Raw genomic sequence first — 17,320 nt, 5'->3', positions numbered from 1 at the left:
GTTATGGAAATAAGCTGTAAGTGGACAGAAAGTGTCAGTCTCTTTTCCAGGGAGGACTGGGAACACTGTTACGACCCCGAAAATGTGATTACTTCATATTCATTGCAACTCGCGTTAGAACGTTCTGAATTAGTCGAAAGTTTTTACTACCTTAGCCTTTATCGCAACGACAAACTGACTGCTATCATCAGTTGCTTCAGTATGTATTATTCCCTTACTGATCTTGCCCCTCCGAAATGGCAAGGTTGGATTATGACCTTGCGCAAGATATTCTCCAACTTGCTAAAACCAAGGATTTTTGTCGTCGGTAGCCCAATTGCAACTTGCAGCCACATGCTAGGCATTGCCCTACCACCGGATCATCCTGATTACCCTCGATTGTTACAAGTCATGGAACGAGAGATTGATAGGAAGATAGCCGAACTACAAATTAAATTGCAGTGTATCAAAGAGTTTGACGAATATTTTCATCAACGCTTGCAGCAAGTCTTACAGAGCAAATTTGTCGTCTGCCGTAGCCCTGACACGACTTATGTTTATACTGATCAAGTTGGAGGCTTAGAGTACATCAATAACATGCTAAAACGTTATAGGAATGTCTTGAGAAGACGCAAACGAAAGTTTGATGCTACCGGCCTACGTTGGGTTATGGTTGATGACTTTGGTTCTTACTCTAACAAACTCAATAGTTTATATCGTAATGTTCTGCAACGTAGCCATACAAAGTTTGAATGTTTAACACCTGCATTCTTCCGTGCTGTTAACGAGGAACTCGGCGAGCAAGCACAAGTATTGTTGTGTTTGGATGATGATTGTATTGTCGCTTTCGAATTATTCCTCAAGGGCAAAAACCTACATCCGTTATACTTAGGTATCGACTACAGTTATCGCGATGCCAGTGCTCTCTATTTCAATTGTTTATATAGAGTTATTGAAGAAGCTCAAAATCAACAATATCCCTACATTGAACTTGGGCAGACAAGCTACGACGCGAAATTTAGTGTAGGTGCCATATCATCCAAGCTGTACTTTTATATAAAACACTCTAACGCCTTTTATAACCACATTTTATATCGGTTCAGAAAACTGCTATTTCCTGCCCCGAAAATCCCGGAACAACGAAAAGTGTTCAAATTGAGTGAAGATTACATTGATGCCTTAAAATCTTCAGGAGCACTAAAACATGTTGATTGATATGTTTAGTATCAATAAGTTTCATATTGAAGTTTATAACAGTATCGAAGATATTGACGCCTATACATGGAATGAAACTTTGTCTCAAGCGCATCCATTTAAAACTCATAGTTTTATGGCTGCCTGTGAACAAACTCTTCCCCATCGTGAATATCGATATTTCCAAGTCTTCGCTTCCAATTTGAGGTCTTCTTCTCTGGGATTGTTCTTTGCCACACAAGAATCCATTGATTTAATTTCTGATCCTCACTCCGCATTACAATCACAGATACAGAAATTTTGTCCGAAGTTCGGTTGCATCACAGCAGCCATGATTGGTAGCTATGAAACCAGCGGTCGCCATTGGTGGTTTTCTCATGAAATTACTCCCCAGCAACGTATCACTATAATTAATCATGCTTTAGCTTTAAGCTTTCCCCGTGCTTTTGTCAGGATCATTCGCGATGTGGAACATAAAGAGACGGATTATGCTGCATTGCATTCACAGTTGTTAGCACAGGGTTTCAATCCGGCAATGAATTACCCCTTGGCATTTATTCCCTTACAAGGCAGGTCATGGGAGCAATATAGCCGAAATTTGAAAGCCAATTGCCGCAAGGTTCTTAACCGCATAAAGTCTCAGTTTCACCAATCGGAATGGCGTATTGTTCACTATTATGAACAGCCTGTAGAACTCGAGGGTTTTTATGAGCAATACCTCAATACTCACCGCCGAGCAAGCGAATACAAGCGTAAGGCGTTACCCTTAAGCTTTTTTGAGCAGGTACAAAAACAATGCCAAGTTGTAGTATCCGTACTTTATGATAAACAGGATCAGGTACGTTCATTTATTTTTAGTGGTATAAGTGAAAATATTATTAACCCTTTTGTTTTTGGCCGTAATTATCAAGAAGAAAGTGAAGTAAATTCCTACTATATTTTGCATATGGATCTGATTCAGCGTTTCAGTCATTTTCAGACTAAAATTATCGATCTTGGTATTACTAATTACTTCGTTAAACAAAATCTCGGTGCATGCCTATTACACAATGATATTTATATGAAGTTTAGGAATCCTCTGTTCAATTCATTATTTGGTCGTATTCTTGCCAAGAAATTTGATGTTACTCAACCAAAGGAACGGCGTGTTTTCAAAAATGATGATAAACATTAATTCTAACACCCCCGAAAAATGTCCATGGCAAACACGAGTTGATTATTTATCTCAAAAAGTGCTTGTGTTACAGCAACGTCTGAAATACATGGAATTAAGTCGGTTCATCGTATTTATTAGTCTGCTCGTATTCGTTTATTACTTATGGCAACAATCAGAGTGGTCATTTTATTCATGGCTACTGGTAACTGGTGGTATATTGTTATTTGCAGCCTTAGTCTTCTTGCATCATCACATGCAGGAGCAATTACAAAACCATCTCACACTGATCACTCTTAATAAAGAAAGCTTAGAGCGCATTAACCGAAATTTCTCAGCACTGGCACCCTGCCCGATACATGTTGCGGATCATTTCAGTGAACAGGATCGTGCTCTCAACTTATATGGAACAGCCTCTTTAGGGCAACTACTATTCAACCTGTCGACAAGTTGCGGTGATTCCAAACTTGCTGTATGGCTAACGCGCGGATGCCCTATATCGCAACTTTCACAGCATCAACAAGCCATTCAAGAGTTAGCTCCACAATTAGACTTACGCCAGAAACTGTACGCTTGCGCGCGAAATCCAGACCGCACAAGGGGAGGTTATTATCTGGAGAAATTTCATGAGTGGGCTACAAGCACAACTTTCCCTTATATCAGTGCCAGGCTAAAACGAGTGGGGCAAATGCTAACCCTGCTTTCTTTAGTTTGTATCACTTTTGCTGTAACTCGCCTTGCTCCTGGCTGGATTGTTATACCTCCTATGGCCTTGAATATCGTATTTCTTATATTACGAGGGAATCAGTTTAAGCAGGCGCTTAACCGTGTTGATCTTCAATCTAATGCTCTGAATAGTCTTTCGAAGATAGTCAGTAATATTAATTCTGGTGAGTATGACGCACAGATTCTGCGCAATATTAGTAAATTGCTACAAAACCCTTCTGAACGATCAGATCTGGCATTACGTAAACTTTCAACCATCATCCATTATTCACACTTACGCTTTAATGCCTTGCCGTATCTCGTCCTACAATGCACATTGCTCTGGGACTTTCATATCACTCTGAATCTTCAGGGCTGGCATAAGCAGTATGCGCAGCACGTCCCCCGTTGGCTGGAAGCTATTTCATTATTTGAGGCGCTAAGTGCCATGGCAAATCTGAGCCATGAAAATCAATGCTGGCACTTTCCGACAATGAGTGACGATTGCAAACTCCATGCAAAGCAAGCCATCCATCCTCTATTACCTGCACAGCAGGCAATTGCTAACGATATCTTACTTATTCCCGGTCAGGTGACTATTATCACGGGCTCTAATATGTCGGGGAAAACCACCTACATGCGTACACTTGGTCTCAACCTGAAACTTGCCATGGCAGGCGGGCCTGTAGCCTGTTCTGAACTGATATTTCATCCTTGTGAATTATTTACAGTATTCTCAGCCGCTGATTCTCTACATCAAGGACTGTCATATTTTATGAGTGAGGTTTTGCAGATTAAAGAATTACTAACAAGGGTCGAGCAAAGTGGATTACAACCCATATATCTATTAGATGAGCTTCTAAAGGGAACGAATGAACGGGAGCGTAATATAGCGATCATTGCTATTTTAAAAAAACTTTGTGCTCAGCAAGCCATGGGAATGATCACCACCCACAGTACTGTATTAGCGACTGATTCTGATTTACAGCCTATCTCTCGTAACATTTACTTTGAAGAAACTATCGATGATCAATCACCAGAAAAAATATTCTTTAGTTATCGCCTCAGGGAGGGAATATCGCATCAGACAAACGCCATTAAACTATTTCGTATGCTTGGTGTGGAGCTAACATGAATAAATTGCACAGCGAAAATCTTCAATACTGCCCAGCTACCCCAGATTATGCTTCTCAGGTAGTTAATCTGTTGGGCAATATATCTACTGATACCCTGAATTTTATTTATGGGGCTGAGGAGTTACGTTCCAGATATTTAATAAAGGAGTTTCGTGGTGAAAAAGGTTATTTTAGTTACTCCCAACATCGTTTGATGTTAACTGATGATCGATGCATCGGGGTGATTGCAGCCTATGATCGTAGTGAAATTAATCGGCTAAATTGGGGAACATTGAATGCTGTTTTTGCATTTTACCCTTTACCTCAAGCCATCAAATGTCTATATAAATTACTTGTTTCCACATCTGCCACGCCTAAACCGAAAGGTGATTCCTGCTTTCTCTACAACCTTTCTGTTGATCCGGAATTTTCCCGTCAAGGGATTGGTTCCCAACTATTGGAACAGGAAATTCTCCGGGCTCGAAACCGAAAATACAAAATGATTGAGCTGGACGTTGCTACTACCAACCAGCGCGCTATCAGCTTATATCGACACCACGGTTTTCTAGTAAAACAACAGATTAATAACCCTCGTATTCTTAACGGCTTTCGCTTTGATAGCCACTTACGGATGTCTCTCGAACTACAATAATCTGTTGTGTTTTAACTGATGTAATGTAGGTAGTGAATATTCGGCTTTAAGATAAGTACAATTCCTGGATTCAACATTTTCACCAGATAAAAAATAGCTCCCTTACTTATTGGAGAACCAACTTTGGGGGAGCTGTTTTTACACGATTAAATTACCCAGTAATTTTTGCGTGCATTTCCTGTACAGAAATTACCTGCTCAGTCGGATCAGCACTGAGAGCCATAGTGGTTGCAAAACCGCCATTCAGGGTGGTGTCATAGTGCACTTTATATTGTAGTGCGCTGCGACGAAGCAGTTTTGAATCTTCAATTGCCTGACGACCAGCGGCGGTATTGACGATATAGTCATACTCACCGTTTTTGATTCTGTCTTGAATATGTGGACGGCCTTCATGAACTTTGTTCACCAGACGTGGGTTGATTCCGGCTTCACCCAGTACAATGGCTGTACCGTGAGTCGCGTCCAGTTCAAAGCCATGCTTGAGCAATTTGGCTGCTAAATCAACAATACGCTCTTTATCCTCTTCACGTACTGACAGTAATGCCCGGCCTTTTTTACGCATAGTGGAGTTACTGCCTAGCATCGCTTTGGAGAAGGCTTCCGCAAAAGTGCGACCAACACCCATCACTTCACCTGTAGAGCGCATTTCTGGCCCCAGAATCGGGTCAACTCCCGGGAATTTGTTGAATGGCAATACTACTTCTTTCACGGAGTAGTAAGGAGGAATGATTTCTTTAGTCACCCCCTGTGACTGCAAGGATTGCCCGGCCATCACACGTGCTGCAACTTTCGCCAGTGGCAGACCTGTCGCTTTGGAAACGAATGGAACAGTACGTGCCGCACGTGGGTTCACTTCGATCAGGTACACTTCGTTATTTTTCACCGCGAACTGGACATTCATCAAACCACGGACACGCAATTCAAAAGCCAGTTTTTCAACTTGTTGACGCATAACATCTTGAATCTCCTTGCTTAATGTATATGCGGGTAAGGAGCAGGCTGAGTCACCAGAGTGAACACCCGCTTGTTCGATATGTTCCATGATGCCACCGATCAGGACACGTTCCCCGTCACAGATAGCATCAACATCGACTTCAACAGCATCATCAAGGAATCGATCCAACAGAACCGGAGCATCGTTGGAAACACTCACAGCGGTTTGGAAGTAACGGCGCAGGTCTGATTCATCGTACACGATTTCCATGGCACGACCACCTAATACATAGGAAGGACGAACCACCAGCGGGTAACCAATGTTGTTCCCTTTCTTTATTGCCTGTTCAATAGTGGTGACAGTGGCATTGGCAGGTTGTTTCAGACCAAGACGATTTACAGCCTGCTGGAAACGCTGACGGTCTTCTGCACGGTCAATAGCATCCGGGCTGGTGCCGATAATTGGTACACCTGCCGCTTCCAGTTCACGGGCCAGTTTCAGCGGAGTCTGACCACCATACTGGACGATCACACCTTTTGGTTGTTCAACGCGTACGATTTCCAGTACGTCTTCCAGTGTTACCGGTTCAAAGTAAAGGCGGTCGGAAGTGTCGTAATCTGTTGAAACCGTTTCTGGGTTACAGTTAACCATGATGGTTTCATAACCATCTTCACGTAGTGCCAGTGCAGCATGTACACAGCAATAATCGAATTCAATACCCTGGCCGATACGATTCGGACCACCACCCAATACCATGATTTTCGGTTTGTCGCTATTCGGATTAGCTTCGCACTCGTCTTCATAAGTGGAGTACATGTATGCAGTATCAGTTGCAAACTCAGAGGCACAGGTATCTACCCGTTTGTAAACCGGATGCAGGTTGTAATCATGGCGCAGTTTGCGGATCTCTTTATCGGATACGCCGACCAGTTTTGCCAGACGTGCATCCGCAAAACCTTTACGCTTGAGCTGACGCAGGAAGCCGGAAGTCAGACCGTTGATGCCCTGTTCTGCTACTTGTTCTTCCAGACGTACCAGTTCTTCGATCTGTACCAGGAACCAGCGGTCAATGTTGGTCAGGTTAAAGATGCCATCAACGGATAGGCCTGCACGGAAAGCATCTGCAACATACCAGATACGCTCAGCGCCCGCATCTTTCAGTTCGCTGCGGATTTTGGTCAGAGATTGCGGGTCATCCAGATTGACTTTCGGATCGAAGCCGATTGCTCCGACTTCCAGACCACGCAAAGCTTTTTGCAGAGATTCCTGGAAAGTACGGCCAATTGCCATTACTTCACCGACAGATTTCATCTGAGTTGTCAGGCGATCATTGCTGCCGACAAATTTTTCGAAGTTAAAGCGAGGGATCTTAGTAACTACATAGTCGATTGATGGTTCGAAAGAGGCTGGAGTACGCCCACCCGTGATATCGTTCATCAGTTCATCAAGGGTATAACCAACTGCCAGTTTTGCTGCAATTTTTGCGATAGGGAAGCCTGTCGCTTTGGAGGCCAGAGCAGATGAACGGGATACACGCGGGTTCATCTCAATGACAATCAGGCGGCCATTTTTTGGGTTAACAGCAAACTGTACGTTTGAACCACCGGTCTCTACACCAATTTCACGCAGTACTGCCATCGAGGCATTACGCATGATTTGATACTCTTTATCAGTCAATGTTTGGGCGGGAGCCACAGTAATGGAGTCACCAGTATGGATCCCCATTGGATCGAAATTTTCAATGGAGCAGACGATGATGCAGTTGTCGTTTTTGTCACGCACTACTTCCATTTCATACTCTTTCCAACCAATCAGAGATTCATCGATCAGCAATTCATTGGTCGGAGAGAGATCCAAACCGCGTTCACAGATCTCTTCAAATTCTTCGCGGTTATAAGCGATACCACCACCTGTTCCGCCCATGGTGAAAGAAGGGCGAATGATACAAGGGAAGCCAACGTCTTCAGTTACAGCCAGCGCTTCTTCCATCGAATGGGCAATCCCAGAACGAGCAGTATCCAAGCCGATTTTTTTCATCGCCTTATCAAAACGCTGACGATCTTCTGCTTTATCAATTGCATCTGCGGTGGCACCAATCATAGTTACACCGAATTCTTGCAGTACACCCCGACGTTCCAGCTCCAGTGCACAGTTCAGTGCTGTTTGCCCACCCATGGTTGGCAAAATTGCGTCCGGGCGCTCTTTTTCAATAATTTTGCGTACAACTTCCCAATGAATTGGCTCAATGTAAGTCGCATCTGCCATTTCTGGATCGGTCATGATAGTGGCTGGGTTGGAGTTCACCAGTATGACCCGATAGCCTTCTTCCCTCAGAGCCTTACAAGCCTGTGCTCCTGAGTAGTCAAATTCACATGCCTGACCGATAACAATCGGACCTGCACCCAAGATCAGGATACTTTTAATATCAGTACGTTTTGCCATTTTTCCTCTTCTCCTGATTATTTGGTGTTCTGAGTGTTTTGCTGGCGATACAGTTCAATCAATTCAATAAAGTGGTCGAACAGAGAAGCGGCTTCATGTGGACCAGGACTGGCTTCAGGGTGCCCTTGAAAACTAAATGCAGGTTTGTCAGTACGGTGGATACCTTGCAGAGTACCATCAAAGAGTGATTTATGAGTCACACGCAGATTTGCAGGTAATGAGTTTTCATCAACGGCGAATCCGTGGTTTTGTGCGGTGATCATGACGACATTACGATCCAAATCCTTAACAGGGTGGTTGCCGCCGTGGTGACCAAACTTCATTTTTACGGTTTTTGCACCACTCGCCAATGCCAATAACTGATGGCCCAGGCAAATACCAAATACAGGGATCTCGGTGTTCAGGAAAGTTTTGATTGCTTCGATAGCATAATCACAAGGCTCTGGATCGCCGGGACCGTTGGACAGGAAAATGCCATCCGGTGCCATTTTCAGTACTTCGTCTGCTGAGGTTTTTGCTGGCACGACAGTAACGCGGCAGCCACGATCTACCAGCATACGCAGAATATTACGCTTAACGCCAAAATCATAAGCAACAATATGGTATGGCAGTTCTTGCTCTTTACGAGCTTTTGGTAATCCATCTGCCAGTGTCCAGCTTCCCTGTAACCACTGATAAGATTGTGTGGTAGTCACTTCTTGCGCCAAATCCATACCTTTCAAGCCAGGAAATGCTTTCGCTTTTTCAAGGGCAATTTGAGCATTTACCTCATCACCTGCAATGATACAACCGTTCTGTGCGCCTTTTTCCCGTAACAAGCGAGTCAGTTTACGAGTATCAATATCAGCAATGGCAACAATGTCATGACGTTTTAAGTAGTTAGACAGATTGTCTTCACTGCGATAGTTGCTGGTTATCAGAGGTAAGTCACGGATTATTAAGCCTTGGGCTTGAATAGCGGGAGATTCTTCATCAGCGGCATTGATGCCGACATTACCAATATGGGGATAGGTGAGAGTAACAATTTGACGGGAATAGGAAGGGTCGGTAAGTATTTCTTGATATCCGGTCATTGAGGTATTGAAGACCACTTCTCCAACAGCCACACCCTCAGCACCTATGGCGCGACCGTGAAATTGGGTTCCATCTTCCAGAACCAATATAGCTGACTTAATCAAAACGCCCTCCAGAATGAATAACAAATCGCACTCAATGCATATTAATTCAGAATTAATGCTTTAAATCAATGCCAATTATGATGTTTGTCAAAATTTTGGCAAATTGCGCGCATTCTAATGATGAGGGGGGGGCTTGTCTACAAAAAATGCCCTTTTTATTGTTTTTTTTGCGACACTCACTGCTATATCTTCGAAATTTACCTGAAAAACATAAGAAAAGTGCGAGCATATTCACGATTAATGTGAAATTAAATTTTAAAACAGAAAAAACAGTGTGATTTTTCGTATCTATGGGATAAAAGGTAGTAAAAAAGTGAGTTTAATGTAGAAAGTAAGGGTAAAAACAGTAATATTTATATTTTTTTGTTTATTTGATCAAAATTACGCAATTAATAAATAATAATTGCGTAATTACAATTAGTTATTTGATTATAAATATCATAATTTATCTAGATTAAGGACATCTTTCATGTCATAAAGTCCACTGTTTTTATTGGTTATCCAGACAGATGCCTTAACAGCGCCATTTGCAAAAGTCATACGGCTTGAAGCCTTATGGCTGATTTCTACTCGTTCACCAATATCGGCAAAAATAGCGGTATGCTCTCCAACAATATCGCCAGCTCTTACCGTAGCAAAACCAATACTTTTGGGGTTCCGCTCACCTGTGTGGCCTTCCCGGGCATATACAGCACAAGTTTTCAGGTCACGACCCAGCGTATGTGCAATAGATTCTCCCATTGCCAGTGCTGTTCCTGATGGCGCGTCCACTTTATGGCGATGGTGGGCTTCAATGATTTCAATATCCGTGTACTCTCCCATCACTGTTGCTGCTTTTTCCAACAGCTTAAGGACAAGATTAACACCGACACTGAAATTTGCTGCAAAAACAATAGGAATTTCATTTGCAGCATCTTTGATTGCTTGCTTACCTGCATCATCAAATCCAGTTGTACCAATCACCATGGCTTTACGGTATTGGCGGCAAATTGGCAGATATGTCAGCGTTCCTTTTGGTCGGGTGAAATCGATCAGAACATCAAAGTCTTCAATGACAGCCTGGAGATCATCACGGATCGTAATACCGTTATGACCAATACTGGCCAATTCACCGGCATCTGCTCCCACTAATGAAGAGTCTGGGTGTTCTAATGCTGCACCAAGTGTAACGCCATCCAACTGCTGAATGGCCTGAATAAGATTGCGTCCCATGCGGCCACTGGCCCCTACGATAGCAATGCGAATATCTGTGTCAGCCATAAGGCCCTCACTATAGTTGGTATTGGTTTTAATTGAGGTGATAAAGCAAATTGTCTACAGCTTAACTGTCAATGGTTGGTTGCACCAGACTCAAAGGGAGATCATTAGGAAAACAGCGATCAGGAGAACAGTTATAACAAAATCTAAATCATAGATATAACATGATAGGGTATATGGGAATAACATATAGAAAGTAAATTAATACAACATTAATTATAACTGTTATTAAATATATTTATTCAAATTATTTTTGATAAAAAATAAATATTCTGGTTACCTTAGTAACATTGCTATAGCAATTTTATACAAAAAAGAAAAAGGCTCGCTAAATCCGACCTGATTTGTTTTTTACAAAAAAGATTTATTGGCATAGGAACAATGAGTGGTCAGTGATACTTGAAAATGTCCATATTCTTTATACCCTATAGGTGAGATCTTAATTTTCTTCAGATTGGAAACAGAACATAGATAATTAAACAAGCAAATAGGAAAATAGTGATATACCCGTTGTCTTTCAAGTTGTAGTCTGAAATCTATGGGATATATAACTTAAAGATAAAAGAGTTCAATACCATAAAAAGATCAATTTTCATCAGAAACTTGGGTAACTATTTTATGTGGCAACAAGAAAATGTAAAAGAGAAAATTCAGTTCTTTCGTCTGGAAGAATTTAATGGCCTGGAGATGCTCAAAGCCAGTTACCGTAAGCAAGTATTTTCTCGTCATGTGCACGAGACCTTTTGTATAGGAGTAATAGAGGAGGGGGCTCAGCGCTTCTATCGTACTGGTGCGGAACATATTGCGCCTAAAGGTGATATTATTTTAGTCAATTCAGATGAAATTCATACCGGATCTGCTGCTGTTGCAACAGGTTGGTCATACCAAGCTATTTATCCTTCACCTGATTTATTACGTTCACTTTCACGCGACTTAAAATATGCAGATGGCAGTATACCGTGGTTTCCTTCTGCTGTGGTTCATGATCCTGGGTTATCTGAACAATTACGTCTGATGTTTAATTTATTGTCACAAAAAAGTAATACTTTATTCAAAGAAACTATGCTGCTTTCTTCGCTCTCTTGGTTAATGATGAATTACGGCAAAACACGCATTACTGCACAGAAACTTCCTTCTGCTGAAAAGCAGATCTTATTGGCTAAAGAATATATTGATGCACATGCAGAAACTGATGTTTCTCTCAATCGGTTAGCAGAAATGGTACAGCTAAGTCCATGGCATTTTTTGCGGCAATTTAAGGAAATTTTCGGAGTAACTCCTCATGTATATTTAATTTTTGCCCGCTTACGTATGGCACGAAAATTGTTATTGGATGGACATTCTATACTAAATGTTGCTATTCGCTGTGGTTTTGCCGACCAAAGCCATTTTAACCGCCATTTTAAAAATGCATTAGGGATCACTCCCGGAATGTTTGTTCGTTCTCTACAAACAGCTTAAAAATGCTCTATTGCCTTATTGGGAAGGCTTCTAATACAGATTAGCAAGAAATTATTTCACCACAATTTTATTCAATACACTTGTATTACCCGCACGTAAGCTACCCATCAATGGCTCTTTTCTTGTATTGACGTAGATCTGTTTATGGAAAAAACAATGACTGAATTGCAACCAAAAACATCCTCCTGGCAAGGGTTTTGGTCTGGAATATATAACATGTTACCGCTCTGCCTTTCGGTTATCCCCTGGGGAATACTTGCTGGCTCCGTCGCCGTTCAATCAGGGTTAACTCTGGGGCAAAGTATAGGGATGTCTGCAATCTTATTCGCTGGCGCTGCACAATTAGTGACACTTGGTTTATTAGCATCGGGTGCCAGTATCTTTACTATTATTATTTCAGTGTTTTTTATCACAGCTCAGCATTTTCTCTATGGCTTAACTTTACGTGAATATGTTTCTTTATTAAAAGTTCGTTATCGACTACCAATCGGTTTCTTACTAACAGATGAATTGTTTGCTTTAAGTTGTGCTCAGAGAGATAAACAGATTTTAACTCCGGGCTATTTGATTGGTGCTGGATTATGTTTTTATGTATGCTGGAATCTTTTCAGTCTCCTGGGAATATTAATGGCTTCTTCTATTCCAGATTTAGATAAGTATCATCTGGATTTCTCAATTGTTGCTACCTTCATTACTATTGTTGTACCAATGATTAAAAAACTCAGTGTGTTCTTTGGCGTGATTTTTTCATTGTTTTTATCAATGATACTATCTTACCTTCGCGTTGAAGGTGCTATTATCATTGCTGGTGTTAGTGGTATGTTCTTTTCTGTCTTTATAGCCAGGTTAAATAAGGAGTCAATATGAGTTGGGCCTTGCTTTTTATTTTGGCTGGCATTGTATTATTTAATAGATATGTTTTTCTGGAACCTAAAGTCCCGGTAAAGCTTCCTAAAATAATAAATGAATCATTGAAATATTCTGCACCTTGTTTATTGATTGCAATATGTGGGCCAATTATTTTAATGGAGCATGGAGAGTTAAGAGAAGTTTCTAATAATCCTTATTTATGGGGGGCATTATTAACTACCGTTTTTGCTTTTTTTATCAGAAATATTGTAGTATGTGTTGTTATCAGTCTGGCTGCTTTTTATGTGTTATCTGCTATTTTATAGATACAAAGCGGGATTCTTTTTATATAATGTTAACTAATAGACAGATATAGATAACTTTGCACATTTATTGCGAATTTATTTATAGATTGTAATAGTTAAAATTTATGTTTTGATATTTCACTCTCTGTAATAAAAATAATTATATTAAAATTACTCTGTTAATCAATAGGAGGAATTATGAAAACAGGAATTGATCTTTATAAGGAATCTACCGCTATTCGAAATACATATAGGATATTACCTTTTCAAGGTGTATGGAGTTGGCTAACAGGAAAGGATATTCCCGGCAGGAAAGCATTATGGAAATCCAACTCAATTGAAATGATATGTTGGTCGATTAGTTGGGTTGTGGTTGGTACGCTACTTATCTATTTGTCACTAAATAGTAATATGTCATCAATTATCAAGTTTATTACCTATTTAGTCGGCGTACTATTTTCCACTTCCGGAGCCAGGTATATTGTTGCTACTATTATTCATCAAGGGGTACATGGAAATTTACTCTCAACAAAATCACGTAATAGAGTTATATGTGAAATTTTATCCACAATATTCATTACTCAACCTTACGATTCATACCGTCAGTTTCATATCTATGAGCATCATGGAAAGGATTTTTCAACAACAGAAGATAAAGACTTATCAGCAGTATACAAATTAGGGTTTACACCCGGAAAAACAAAGAAACAGCTCTATATTAACTTGTTTTTAACCCTATTTAGCCCTTATTTTCATCTTTCATACCTCTATGGTCGAATTAAATCAAATTTAATAGGTGTTCCTGTTTATCGATTTATCATGACCATTGTTTATTTTTTATTTTTTGGCTACTTTGCTTGGTGGATGGGAATGATGAATTTTGTATTTTCCATCATTATCCCTTATGTAATTGTGTACCAGATAGCATCGTTATTACAATTAATGACTGAGCATGTGTGGTTATTACGTCGTGAAAATGAGACTATTCTTCATAGCCATATCAAAAACTCTTTAGGACGCTTTTGTGGCTCACCTTGTCCTGAAAGTTTTTCTCTGAAATATTCTCTACAATGGATTATATGGGCTTTTAAACACTTGTTCTACCATTTACCTGTTCGAATGTTGGTAGTGCAGGGATCACTGATTTGTCACGATTGGCATCATCGGGTAAGTAATGTTAAAGAATGGTATGATTATACAAGATTGAGAGAAATTAATGCAGAAAAATTAGCTAAAGAGGGTAATTATGATTATACCGAATTTTGGGGATTTTATAATTGCTTGGATCATGTGTTAACTATACTCAGTAATGCCGAATCTATCAATGTTAATAATCTAAAATATAGACTTAATTAAAAATATTACTGAAAATAATATGAAACGATATTTTTATAGGGAATTACAATTCATAGTTTAACATGGAACTATTGATTTGTTATCAATGGCAATTAACTTATTCATTATTATAAACCCCTTGAATGTTACAGGAATGAGGTGAATTAAAATAATTAATTCACCTCTTTTACATTAACAAACTTATTCTCCTATCTCAGGCAATTCGTAATGAGTAGTATCATAAATCTTCTCTGTTCTTTTATTATCTGAGATATTTTCCTGACGGAGTCGTTCGGCCAGAAATTCTATAAATACACTAAGTTTTGGCGGTAAATGCCGTGTCGGTGGATAAAGTATCCATAATTCGCCAGTATAGTTGGCTTTAAAGTTCCAATCAGGCAGAACCTGAACCAGTCGTCCCTGTTGTAAAGCATGTTTAGCGGTAAAATAAGGTAAGCTGCCAATTCCGATATGTCTCAACACTGCATCAAGCCGAACTCCCGTATGATTGGCAGCGTAACGACCATGAATATTGACGGTAATAATTTTACTTCCCTGGTTGAATTTCCAACGCGAGTCTCCGGGTTCTTCCCCAAGATAGATGCAACTGTGATTTTTTAGATCATGCGGATGTTGTGGTGTGCCATGTTCTGCAAGGTATTCAGGTGTTGCACATAACATATGCCAAATATTCAATAACCGTCTTCCCATCAGGCCCGGAGGAGGTTGATCTGTGATCCGTATTGCAAGATCAACCTCTTCATCTATCAAATCTACATAACGATCATCAAGTCGTAAATTCACATTGACTTTAGGATAGCGGGCAAGAAAAGCAGGTATATGGGGATGAACAACAAAACGGCCGACCGCTTTAGGGACACTGACCCGGACTATTCCCTGCGGTTCACGGTTAAAGTTTCCTGATACAGACATGATTGCCTGAGCAGAATTCATCATGTCCAGACAATGTTCATAAACGGTTTGTCCGCTTTCACTTAAACGAAGTTTGCGTGTTGTTCTTTGCAATAGGCGGGTTCCGAGCGCTTTTTCCAGTCTGGCTACAGAACGACTAATAGCAGAAGGTGTTGCAGCAAGCTGACGTGCAGTTTCAGAGAAACTACCGGTTTCAACCACTTTGGCGAAAATAGCCATTTCCCGCATTAAATTTATCATGCTATTTATGCTTATAGGTCAAAAGTTATTTGAGTTTAGGATGGATTATCGCAATTGTATTTATTTAATACAATCAGGGAAATTTGTTTATATGAAGAATATCGAGTATGACTGAACGTCTTTATTTATCCAATTCTATCCTGAGTGGGGAAGTTGAAGTTTTAGATTGCTCTTTTTGTGGCAGCTCTTCCTTTAATGATGAACGTTATGCAATCCGATTAAACGTAACACCATTTCATCCTCAGGGAGGAGGGCAACCCAGTGATGTTGGCTGGTTGAATGATGTGGAAGTTGTTCACGTCGCATTTGAGAATGATGACATCATTCATTACACAAAACATCCTATCAATGCGGGAGTAGCTTTTGCGCGCGTTGACGAAAATTATCGTCAATTACACTCACAGTTACATTCAGCAGGTCATCTTATTGGTCATATTGTTGAAGGCTTGGGTTGGTATCCTGTCAGTGCACACCATTGGCCCGGAGAAAGTCGGGTTATTTTTAAACCCGGAATGCATGCCCAAGCTGTTTTTGTTGAAGCACTTCAAGAAAGTTGCGATCAACTTATCGCTGAAAATCTGTTTTGCCAGATTACTCTGCGTGATGATGGATTTCGGCAAGTCAGTTTTGGTGAACTTCCCCCTTACCCTTGTGGTGGAACACATGTGACATCATTAAAGCATATTCACAAAATTCAGATACAAGCCATTAAGGAAAAGAAAGGCAAGTTATCAGTGCAATATGACATAGTCATGTTAACGTAATGTATTGCGTCATAATAGATTCAACCCGTGATACTACTATAAATATAAACGCTTTTCGGAGTAAATATGCTTTCTGACTACTTGCATGAGTTTTGGGGACTTGCACTTATTCATTTTCTGGCTGTTGTCGCACCGGGGCCAGATTTTGCAGTAACATTACGACAGAGCATACGCTTTGGTCGTTGGATGGGAATTTGTACCGCTATTGGTATTGGTGCGGGAATATCAGTCCATGTTATTTATACATTGATTGGTATCGGAGCTTTAATACATTCAACACCTTGGCTGATGACAATAGCAAAAATGATTGGTGGTATATATATTTGTTACCTGGGGGTTCAATTTATTAGGAGTAAGCCGGAAAAAACGGATTTTATCCTCCCGAATGAGGCATTACCACAACAACGAAACCTGCGACGGGCTTTTTCTACTGGTTTTATGACAAATGCTACCAATCCCAAAGCAACTCTATTTTTTCTGGCTGTCTTCACAACGATTGTGAGTGCAACTACGCCGTTATCTGTCCAGATTTTTTATGGTGTGTGGATGTGTATAGTAAATGCAGCGTGGTTTATTCTGGTTAGTTGTCTTTTTTCCAGCCCTACCGTTCGCTTACAGTTTGTCCGATTAGGGCATTGGTTCGAACGTGCAGTAGGCGTGGTTTTGATTGGTTTTGCTGTTCGTCTTTTATTTATTTCTGTGTAACAGAAATTGACTCAGTACAGTAACGGTGTATTATTACTTAATTCAAAGGTTTTTTATTTTTGATATAGATGAGTTTTTATATCAGTCAGCATTGAAAACTATAAAATTATTTAATTATC

The 17,320-nt window shown here is 40.4% G+C and carries 14 protein-coding genes; 10 read left to right on the top strand and 4 right to left on the bottom strand.

Going from position 1 to position 17,320, the window contains the following annotated elements:
• The first annotated feature begins 3 nt into the window (after window positions 1-3).
• From Xbud_RS08240 to Xbud_RS08225, 4 genes are read left to right on the top strand one after another with little or no spacing between them, the layout of a single operon-like run.
• Window positions 4-1,194, top strand: a complete 1,191-nt coding sequence (locus tag Xbud_RS08240) for a GNAT family N-acetyltransferase (RefSeq protein WP_099135613.1) — start codon at window positions 4-6, stop codon at window positions 1,192-1,194.
• Entirely contained in the window at window positions 1,184-2,347 is a 1,164-nt protein-coding gene (locus Xbud_RS08235) for a hypothetical protein (RefSeq protein ID WP_099135612.1), read from the top strand. Before Xbud_RS08240 ends, Xbud_RS08235 begins: the two co-directional genes overlap by 11 nt.
• Complete coding sequence (locus tag Xbud_RS08230) at window positions 2,331-4,166, top strand: MutS-related protein (protein ID WP_169923034.1); 1,836 nt, start codon at window positions 2,331-2,333, stop codon at window positions 4,164-4,166. The genes Xbud_RS08235 and Xbud_RS08230 overlap by 17 nt, the downstream gene beginning before the upstream one ends.
• Window positions 4,163-4,798 (top strand): GNAT family N-acetyltransferase, encoded by a 636-nt coding sequence (locus tag Xbud_RS08225; protein ID WP_099135610.1) that lies wholly within the window; start codon window positions 4,163-4,165, stop codon window positions 4,796-4,798. Before Xbud_RS08230 ends, Xbud_RS08225 begins: the two co-directional genes overlap by 4 nt.
• A gap of 151 nt (window positions 4,799-4,949) precedes the next feature.
• Here Xbud_RS08225 and carB read toward each other — a convergent pair whose 3' ends face one another.
• The 3 genes from carB to dapB form a co-directional block, all read right to left on the bottom strand.
• The gene (carB, locus tag Xbud_RS08220; RefSeq protein ID WP_099135609.1) at window positions 4,950-8,174 is read right to left on the bottom strand and encodes a carbamoyl-phosphate synthase large subunit; all 3,225 of its coding nucleotides are present in this window, start codon (window positions 8,172-8,174) and stop codon (window positions 4,950-4,952) included.
• A 17-nt stretch (window positions 8,175-8,191) separates the two neighbouring features.
• Complete coding sequence (gene carA, locus Xbud_RS08215; protein WP_099135608.1) at window positions 8,192-9,352, bottom strand: glutamine-hydrolyzing carbamoyl-phosphate synthase small subunit; 1,161 nt, start codon at window positions 9,350-9,352, stop codon at window positions 8,192-8,194.
• A 438-nt stretch (window positions 9,353-9,790) separates the two neighbouring features.
• Window positions 9,791-10,612: a 4-hydroxy-tetrahydrodipicolinate reductase gene (gene dapB / locus Xbud_RS08210; protein ID WP_099135607.1), complete on the bottom strand. Its 822-nt coding sequence runs from the start codon at window positions 10,610-10,612 to the stop codon at window positions 9,791-9,793.
• Between the two features lie 615 nt (window positions 10,613-11,227).
• Here dapB and Xbud_RS08205 point away from each other — a divergent pair.
• From Xbud_RS08205 to Xbud_RS08190, 4 genes are all read left to right on the top strand, one after another.
• On the top strand, window positions 11,228-12,070 hold the full coding sequence (locus Xbud_RS08205) for an AraC family transcriptional regulator (protein ID WP_099135606.1): 843 nt from the start codon (window positions 11,228-11,230) through the stop codon (window positions 12,068-12,070).
• 156 nt (window positions 12,071-12,226) lie between these two features.
• Entirely contained in the window at window positions 12,227-12,937 is a 711-nt protein-coding gene (locus Xbud_RS08200; RefSeq protein ID WP_211283504.1) for an AzlC family ABC transporter permease, read from the top strand.
• On the top strand, window positions 12,934-13,245 hold the full coding sequence (locus tag Xbud_RS08195; RefSeq protein ID WP_038264588.1) for an AzlD domain-containing protein: 312 nt from the start codon (window positions 12,934-12,936) through the stop codon (window positions 13,243-13,245). The genes Xbud_RS08200 and Xbud_RS08195 overlap by 4 nt, the downstream gene beginning before the upstream one ends.
• 177 nt (window positions 13,246-13,422) lie before the next feature.
• Window positions 13,423-14,580 (top strand): hypothetical protein, encoded by a 1,158-nt coding sequence (locus Xbud_RS08190; protein WP_209027963.1) that lies wholly within the window; start codon window positions 13,423-13,425, stop codon window positions 14,578-14,580.
• 180 nt (window positions 14,581-14,760) lie between these two features.
• Here the strand turns inward: Xbud_RS08190 and Xbud_RS08185 are convergent, their stop codons facing one another.
• Window positions 14,761-15,747, bottom strand: coding sequence for a LysR family transcriptional regulator (locus Xbud_RS08185; protein ID WP_099135604.1), 987 nt, complete (start codon window positions 15,745-15,747; stop codon window positions 14,761-14,763).
• 92 nt (window positions 15,748-15,839) lie between these two features.
• Between Xbud_RS08185 and Xbud_RS08180 the strand changes: the two genes are divergently transcribed.
• Together Xbud_RS08180 and Xbud_RS08175 are read left to right on the top strand one after the other, a co-directional pair.
• Window positions 15,840-16,496: an alanyl-tRNA editing protein gene (locus Xbud_RS08180; protein WP_099135603.1), complete on the top strand. Its 657-nt coding sequence runs from the start codon at window positions 15,840-15,842 to the stop codon at window positions 16,494-16,496.
• Between the two features lie 66 nt (window positions 16,497-16,562).
• Window positions 16,563-17,201, top strand: coding sequence for a LysE family translocator (locus tag Xbud_RS08175; protein ID WP_099135602.1), 639 nt, complete (start codon window positions 16,563-16,565; stop codon window positions 17,199-17,201).
• Window positions 17,202-17,320: the final 119 nt, after the last annotated feature.

This window comes from Xenorhabdus budapestensis, from assembly GCF_002632465.1.
GTDB classification, from domain to species: domain Bacteria; phylum Pseudomonadota; class Gammaproteobacteria; order Enterobacterales; family Enterobacteriaceae; genus Xenorhabdus; species Xenorhabdus budapestensis.
The sequence above is the reverse complement of the archived record's forward strand: the minus strand, read 5'-3'. Positions and strand labels throughout refer to the sequence as shown.